At 72.3% G+C, this 7,524-nt stretch carries 9 protein-coding genes; all 9 read left to right on the top strand.

From position 1 onward, the window contains the following. Positions 1–1,750: ATP-dependent Clp protease ATP-binding subunit (locus KBX39_RS17450; protein ID WP_210871543.1), on the top strand; the 1,750-nt coding region annotated here is incomplete at its 5' end. A gap of 164 nt (positions 1,751–1,914) precedes the next feature. Then, on the top strand, positions 1,915–2,292 hold the full coding sequence (locus KBX39_RS17445) for a hypothetical protein (RefSeq protein WP_210871542.1): 378 nt from the start codon (positions 1,915–1,917) through the stop codon (positions 2,290–2,292). 80 nt (positions 2,293–2,372) lie between these two features. Then, the gene (locus KBX39_RS17440; protein ID WP_064447959.1) at positions 2,373–3,011 is read left to right on the top strand and encodes a DUF4178 domain-containing protein; all 639 of its coding nucleotides are present in this window, start codon (positions 2,373–2,375) and stop codon (positions 3,009–3,011) included. Between the two features lies 1 nt (position 3,012). Beyond that, positions 3,013–3,507: a DUF2617 family protein gene (locus KBX39_RS17435; protein ID WP_210871540.1), complete on the top strand. Its 495-nt coding sequence runs from the start codon at positions 3,013–3,015 to the stop codon at positions 3,505–3,507. Next, a complete protein-coding gene (locus KBX39_RS17430; RefSeq protein WP_043327572.1) occupies positions 3,504–3,929 on the top strand; it encodes a DUF4247 domain-containing protein in 426 nt (141 codons plus the stop codon). Before KBX39_RS17435 ends, KBX39_RS17430 begins: the two co-directional genes overlap by 4 nt. Before the next feature lie 31 nt (positions 3,930–3,960). After that, positions 3,961–4,383, top strand: coding sequence for a DUF350 domain-containing protein (locus KBX39_RS17425; RefSeq protein ID WP_043327571.1), 423 nt, complete (start codon positions 3,961–3,963; stop codon positions 4,381–4,383). Further along, positions 4,383–5,156: a hypothetical protein gene (locus tag KBX39_RS17420; protein WP_210871538.1), complete on the top strand. Its 774-nt coding sequence runs from the start codon at positions 4,383–4,385 to the stop codon at positions 5,154–5,156. Before KBX39_RS17425 ends, KBX39_RS17420 begins: the two co-directional genes overlap by 1 nt. Further along, on the top strand, positions 5,153–6,721 hold the full coding sequence (locus tag KBX39_RS17415) for a polyamine aminopropyltransferase (RefSeq protein ID WP_069088112.1): 1,569 nt from the start codon (positions 5,153–5,155) through the stop codon (positions 6,719–6,721). The genes KBX39_RS17420 and KBX39_RS17415 overlap by 4 nt, the downstream gene beginning before the upstream one ends. Positions 6,722–6,731: 10 nt before the next feature. Beyond that, a partial coding sequence (locus tag KBX39_RS17410) for a hypothetical protein (protein WP_210871536.1) occupies positions 6,732–7,524 on the top strand: 793 nt, incomplete at its 3' end.

Raw genomic sequence — 7,524 nt, 5'->3', positions numbered from 1 at the left:
GCTGCACACCGTGGTCGGCGCCGGCAAGGGCGAGGGCTCGATGGACGCCGGCAACATGCTCAAGCCGATGCTGGCGCGCGGTGAGCTGCGGATGGTCGGCGCGACCACGCTCGACGAGTACCGCGAGCACATCGAGAAGGACCCGGCGCTGGAGCGCCGCTTCCAGCCGGTGCTGGTCGGCGAGCCGACCATCGAGGACACCATCGGCATCCTGCGCGGGCTCAAGGAGCGCTACGAGGTGCACCACGGCGTACGCATCACCGACGCCGCGCTGGTCGCCGCCGCCGCGCTCTCCGACCGCTACATCACCGACCGGTTCCTGCCGGACAAGGCGATCGACCTGGTGGACGAGTCCGCGTCCCGGCTGCGCATGGAGATCGACTCGCGCCCGGTCGAGGTGGACGAGATCGAGCGGGCGGTACGCCGCCTGGAGATCGAGGAGATGGCGCTGGCGAAGGAGCCGGACGCCGCGTCCGCCGAGCGCCTGGAGCGACTGCGCAAGGAGCTGGCCGACAAGCGCGAGCAGCTCACCGCGCTGTCCGAACGCTGGCAGACCGAGAAGAGCCACATCACCAAGCTCTCCACCGCCAAGGAGGAGCTGGAGCGCCTCGGCGGCGAGGCCGAGCGGGCCGAGCGCGACGGCGAGCTGGAACGCGCCGCCGAGCTGCGGTACGGCCGGATCCCGGCGCTGCGGACCGAGCTGAAGCAGGCCGAGGAGGAACTGGCCCGGCTCCAGGCCGACGGCGCGATGCTCAAGGAGGAGGTCGGCGCGGACGACATCGCCGCGGTGGTCGCCTCCTGGACCGGCATCCCCGCCGGCCGGCTGCTCGAAGGCGAGACCGCCAAGCTGCTCCGGATGGAGGAGTCGCTGCGGGCCCGCGTCGTCGGCCAGGCCGAGGCGGTGGGCGCGGTCTCCGACGCGGTACGCCGCGCCCGGGCCGGCGTCGCCGACCCGGACCGCCCGACCGGCAGCTTCCTGTTCCTCGGACCGACCGGCGTCGGCAAGACCGAGCTGGCAAAGGCGCTCGCCGAGTTCCTCTTCGACGACGAGCGGGCCATGGTCCGCATCGACATGAGCGAGTACGGCGAGAAGCACTCGGTGGCCCGCCTGGTCGGCGCCCCGCCCGGATACGTCGGGTACGAGGAGGGCGGCCAGCTCACCGAGGCGGTACGCCGCCGCCCCTACTCGGTGATCCTGCTCGACGAGGTGGAGAAGGCCCACCCGGACGTCTTCGACGTACTGCTCCAGGTGCTCGACGACGGCCGGCTCACCGACGGTCAGGGTCGCACCGTGGACTTCCGCAACGCGATCCTGATCCTCACCTCGAACCTGGGCTCGTCGGTGATCAGCGACCTGACGCTCACCGAGAACGAGCGCCGGGAAGGTGTGCTCGCGGTGGTCCGGTCGCACTTCAAGCCGGAGTTCCTCAACCGGCTCGACGACATCGTGGTGTTCGCCGCGCTCCAGGGCGAAGACCTGCGTTCGATCGTGGACATTCAGCTCGACCGGATGCGCCGCCGACTGGCGGACCGCCGGTTGGGCCTGGAAATCACCGAAGCGGCCCGTACGTGGCTGGCCGAGCACGGGTACGACCCGATCTACGGCGCCCGCCCGCTGCGCCGGCTGGTGCAGTCGGCGATCGGCGACCAGCTCGCGAAGGCGCTGCTGGCCGGTGAGATCCGCGACGGCGACACGGTCCGCGTCGACCTGTCCGACACGAAGGAGTCCCTGGCGGTCACCGCCGCCTGACCCGCTCCTGCGAAGGCCCGGCCGTCTTGGCCGGGCCTTCGCCGTTCCCGGCCGCGCCCTGCTCGTGGAGGTTGTTAACAAGGGGCCCTTCCTCTACCGGAGGCGTTAAAAGGGGGCCCTTCCTTGCGGTTGGAGGGGGTGGCGGGGTGGGCACATAGTGGGGCATGAGTGCGTGGGAGCGGGAACTGGACGAGGCGGCGCGGGAACTCGACGGCGCGGACACCCTCGCCTTCGGCGGGGTGGGACTGGCGGGGCAGGTGCTGCCCGCGACCGAGGCGTACCGACGGCTGGAACAGGGGTTGCGGGAGCACCCGGAGGCGGCCCGCAAGCGGGTCGACAAGCTGCTCCGCAAGGGTTCCCCGGCCGGCCGGGCGTACGCGGCCACGTTGCTGGAGGCGGTCGACCCGGCCGCCGGGCGGGACGCCTGGGCGCGGCTGCGCGACGACGACGGCGAGTTCACCACGTTCTCCGGCTGCCTCATGGGCCGCGCCACGCTGGGTGAATACGCCGCCGACCGGCTCGCCGATGCCGAAGGTAGCTGAGCGCACACTCAGCGAACGGGACTTCAGAAGGCGTGCGTGCGGTTGTTACCGTTCCCGCCGAGCACGTTGGGGAGGCGGTCGTGAACGGTTCGTTGGCGTACGTGGTGACCACGCTGGGGTGCCTCGTCGGGGTGGCCGGTGTGGTGATCGCCGTGATCGCGGTACGGAAGTCCCGGTCGGAGTCCGGCCCGAAGACGAAGGCGGCGCCGGGTGACCCGTTCCGGGACCGGGACGCCGACGCGCTGCGGGGCGACCCGCGCGCGCTCAAGCCCGGCGACATCGTCGAGATCCGCTCGGTGCCGTACACCGTGCGCGGCTCGGTGCACCTGGTCGAGGGTGGCTGGAGCTGGGCGGAGCACCTGCTCGACGACGCGGGCGGGGTGAAGCGCTGGCTGTCCGTCGAGTCCGACCCGGATCTGGAGCTGGTGCTCTGGACCAGCGAGCCGTCAGCCACCGTCACGCCGGGCGCCCCGACGCTGGAGATCGCCGGCCGCCGCTACAACTGGGACGAGTCGGGCCAGGCCCGGTACACCGCGACCGAGGGCACCGGCCTCGATCCGCACGGCACCATGCGCTACTACGACTACCAGGCGCCCGGCGGTGCGCGGCTGTCGTTCGAGGCGTACGGGGAGGCCGGCTGGGAGGTCAACCTCGGTGAGGAGCTGCGCCGCGCCGAGGTGATGATCTACCCGCAGGGCGGCCCGGAGACGGTGCGCTGACGTGCTCGTCTGCCTGGACGCGCCCTACGTCGACACCAGCGCCGCCGATCTGAGCCTGGCCCTGGGCGGCCCGGAGCTGCCGGCGCTCGCCGTACGCGACATCGACCTGCCCGGGCTGCCCCGGCTGCGGCTGCGCCTGCTCGGCGCCTCCCACCAGGTGGTGCTCGGCGGGCTCACGGAGACGGTCGCCTGCCTGCCCGGCCGCCCGCCGCACCTGCCGGACGCGCTGCACGACGAAACGACCGGCTACCGGTTCATGGCCGCTGTGCTCCGGCCGGACGGCGACGGCCTGCGTACCCGGGTCGCGGCGCTGCGCGCCGAACTCGCAGACGACCCGTACGCGCTGATCGGGGTCTTCCCCGGCGACGAGGACGCGGTCACCGCGCTCTCCGTCCGGCCCCGGCCGCCGGACGGCGTGCTCGCCTGGCGTACCTGGCACGTCTACCCCCAGACGAACGAGCTGGTCCTGACCGAGACCGTGGTGGAGGAGCTGTGACGTACCGACGGTGGTTCGTGGTGGGCGTGGCGGTCGCCGTCATCGGCGCGCTCATCGCCACCTTCACGATCTTCTACGGCAACTTCTCGCCCCGGGGCTACGTGGAGGACAACTTCTCCCGCGCCTCCGGGCGGGACATCGGCTCGAACGCGATCGCGTACACCTCCCGGAAGACGCCGAGCGAGGTGTCCAAGCAGATCACCGACGCCTGGAAGCCGGCCGACCAGTACGTCGACGGCAGCGGGGTCTACCTGCGCTACGACGACGACTCGGTGGTGATCCTCCCGCTCGCCGTCGGCTCGGTGATCCTGCTGGAGAAGATGACCACCGCCTACCCCCGCTACCACACCGTCGTCGGCAACAGCTGGGGCTGGGGCCGAGGCAGCACGGTCCGGGGCGGCGGCCCCGGTTCCGGTAAGTAGCCCCCTTCGCCCCCTCACCCTGGAGTCTTCTGTGCAGCATCTCGTCACCGATCTGCTGGTCACCCTCGCGTACGGCGTGGTCGGCGTCGTTCTGATGGCCATCGGTTACGTCCTGGTCGACGTGGCCACCCCGGGCAAGCTTCACGAGCTGATCTGGGTCGAGCGCAACCGCAACGCGGCGCTGTTGCTCTCGTCGAACCTGGTCGGGGTGGGCACCATCGTGGTGGCCGCGATCGTGGCCAGCGACAACGACTTCCGGCTGGGGCTGATCGGCGCGGGCGCGTACGGCATCCTCGGCCTGGTGATCATGGCGGTGGCGTTCATGCTGCTCGACGCCGCCACTCCGGGCAAGCTCGGTGAGCTGCTGGTCGATCCGGAGCCGCACCCGGCGGTGTGGGTCTCGGCCACCGTGCACCTCGCCACCGGCGCGATCATCGCAGCCGCAATCATCTGATGAGCGGAAAGCCCGCACAGCATTCGGCGGGGAAGGACAAACGCAGCCAGACGGTGATCTGGTCCGTGGTCGTGGGGGTCGTGGTCGTCGTCTGCGCCGTCGGCGCGTTCAGCGGCGACTCGGACACCTCCGTCCCCGCGCCGGCCGCCGACGAACGCTCCGGCACCGTGCCGATCCTCCGGGCCGCCGCCGACAGCCAAGGCATCTGCTACGGCTGGGAACTGCTCGACGTGTACGACGAGGTGAGCGTCGGCTCCAACCTCGGCGACGGCACCACAGTCGTCGACGCGCCCGGCTGCGCGCGCTGGATCGCGGTCTCCGCGAACGTCAGGTACACCTCGTCCAGCAGCGAGTCGGAGGACTCCGCCACGATCCGGATCAAGGGGTCGGACGACATCGAGTTCGCCGACCTCGCCGCGATCGAGACCCGGCTGGGTCGCTTCGGGCTGGACGAGGACGCGTTCCTCGACGACCCGGGCTGGGCCGTCACCCGGGCCGCCACGATCCTGCCGCTGCTCGCCGCCGAGCGCGGGCTCGCCGAGCCGGCCGCGACGCCCACCGCCGCGCCGTCCACCGCTGCCGCGCCGCTGCCGGACGCCGGCAACGACTTCTGGCGGGACCGCTGGGCCTACCTCCTCAGCTCGGTCGGACTGTTCCTGCTCGCCGCGCTGTTCCTCGCCGTGGGCGTGCGGCAGCGCCGCAGCCACCGGGGACGGGTGCCCGCGCAGCGTGCCGGGGCGGGAGCCGCCGGACGTACCCGGAGCAGACGGTGACCGCCGACGTGGCCGCACGGCCGCGGTGGCGCCTGGCCCGCGCGGCGGTCCTGCTCGCGGTCTTCGTCTGCGCGGCCTGCGGCCTGGTGTACGAGCTGGCGCTGGTCGCGCTCGGCAGCTACCTGATCGGCGACACGGTCGGTCAGGCGTCGATCGTGCTCGGCGTGATGGTCTTCGCGATGGGCGTCGGCGCGCTGGTGGCGAAGCCGTTGCAGTCCCGGGCGGTGGTCTCGTTCGCGGTGATCGAGCTGACGCTGGCGCTGCTCGGCGGCCTCTCCGTGCTCGGCCTCTACGCCGCGTTCGCCTGGCTCGACCTGTACGGCCCGGCGCTCGTCGGCACCGCGTTCGTGCTCGGCCTGCTGATCGGCGCGGAGATCCCGCTGCTCATGGTGATGCTGCAACGCATCCGGGAGCAGTCCGCGGGCAGCGCGGTGGCCGACCTGTTCGCCGCCGACTACGTGGGCGCGCTGCTCGGCGGGCTGGCCTTCCCGTTCCTGCTGATCCCGGTCTTCGGCCAGCTCAAGGGCGCGCTCGTGGTGGGCGCGGTGAACGCGGTCGCCGGGGTCGCGCTCGTCTTCACCGTGTTCCGCGCCGACCTCAGCCGCCGGGCGCGGGCCGCGCTGGGCGTGGCCACCGCCGTGGTCGGCCTGCTCCTCGGGTACGCCTGGGTGACCGCCCACGACTTCGAGGTGACCACCCGCCAGCAGCTCTACCGCGACCCGGTGGTGCACGCCGAGCGCAGCCGCTACCAGGAGATCGTGCTGACCCGGTCGGTGCCCGAGCCCGGCCGCTCCGACACCGACCTGCGGCTGTTCCTCAACGGCGACCTGCAGTTCAGCTCGATCGACGAGTACCGCTACCACGAGGCGCTCGTGCACCCGGCGATGCGCGGGGCGCACGGCGACGTGCTGGTGCTCGGCGCCGGGGACGGGCTGGCCGCGCGGGAGATCCTCAAGTACCCGGACGTGCGTTCGGTGACGCTCGTCGACCTCGACCCGGCAGTGGTCGAGCTGGCCCGCCGCGAGCCGCAACTGCGCGAGCTGAACGGTGGCTCGCTCACCGACCCCCGGGTACGGGTGCTCAACCTGGACGCGTTCGCGTGGCTGCGTACCGCCACGGACCGCTTCGACGTGGTGATCGCCGACCTGCCCGACCCGGACGAGACGGCCACCGCGAAGCTCTACACGATCGAGTTCTACACGCTGATCCGGCCGGTGCTGGCCCCCGGCGGGCGGCTCGTCGTGCAGTCCGGGTCGCCCTACTTCGCCCCCCGGTCGTACTGGTCGATCGAGCGGTCGATCCGCGAGGCCGGCTTCGCCACCGTGCCGTACCACGTCGACGTGCCGAGCTTCGGCGACTGGGGATTCGTGCTCGCCGCGCCGGGTGACGTGGCGCCGGAACTGGCGCTGCCGGACGACAGGCCGCCGCTGCGTTTCCTCACCCCGGAGGTGGTGGCCGCCGCCGCCACGTTCCCCGCCGACCGGGCCCGGCTGGACATGCCGGCCAACACGTTGTTGCGACCGAGGGTGCTGGACTACGCCCGCGAGGAGTGGCGCGGCTACTAGGTTTCGGGGCATGCCACCCGAATCGCCGCGCTACCGGCCGGGGATCGGCTGGCTGGTCCGCCGGCTGCCGACCCGGGCGATCCAGGCTGCGTCCTACCTCCAGGCGTTCGTGCTCTCCGGCGTGGTCACCGTGCTGGCCGTACGCGCGTACCTGAAGGCCGCCGACTATCCACAGCTCGGCGGCGGCGGGCTGCACATCGCGCACGTGCTCTGGGGCGGCCTGCTGCTCGCCGTGGGTCTGGGCATCCCGCTGGTCTTCCTCGGCGGTGGCGCCCGCAGCGGCGGAGCGGTGATCGGCGGCATCGGGTTCGGGCTGTTCATCGACGAGGTGGGCAAGTTCGTCACCACCGGCACCGACTACTTCTACGCCCCCGCCGCCGCCATCATCTACGTCGCGTTCGCGCTGCTGGTCCTGCTCACCCAGGCGGTACGCGGGCGCACCGGCCGCTCCCGGCTCACCCCCGCCGAACGCACCGCCAACGCGCTGGACGTGGTGCTCAGCGGCCTGCCCGGCGGATTGACCGACAGGCGGCGGATCGCCGTGCTGCGTCTCGTGCAGGGCACCGGACCGGCCACCGAGACGGCGGTGGCGCAACTGCTGGACGCCGTACCCCGCCGGGAGCCGCCGCCGGTGCGGTTCTGGCAGCGAGCGGCGGACCGGGCCCGGCGTCTCGCCGTCTGGGCGGCCGGACGCCGCTGGCTCATCTGGCCGGTGGTGGTCTATCTGGTGGTGGAGCCGGTGCTCACCGTGCTGGCCGTGTTCCTCGACGGCGTGACCGGGCACCTGGGCGAGGAACGGGAGT

Source organism: Micromonospora sp. D75 (assembly GCF_018070405.1).
Classification (GTDB): domain Bacteria; phylum Actinomycetota; class Actinomycetes; order Mycobacteriales; family Micromonosporaceae; genus Micromonospora; species Micromonospora chalcea.
The sequence above is the reverse complement of the archived record's forward strand: the minus strand, read 5'-3'. Positions and strand labels throughout refer to the sequence as shown.

Bases quoted from the DNA above. Each gene is read 5' to 3' on its own strand.
- KBX39_RS17445 (WP_210871542.1), top strand. From the start codon at position 1,915: ATGAGTGCGTGGGAGCGGGAACTGGACGAGGCGGCGCGGGAACTCGAC.
- KBX39_RS17420 (WP_210871538.1), top strand. From the start codon at position 4,383: ATGAGCGGAAAGCCCGCACAGCATTCGGCGGGGAAGGACAAACGCAGC.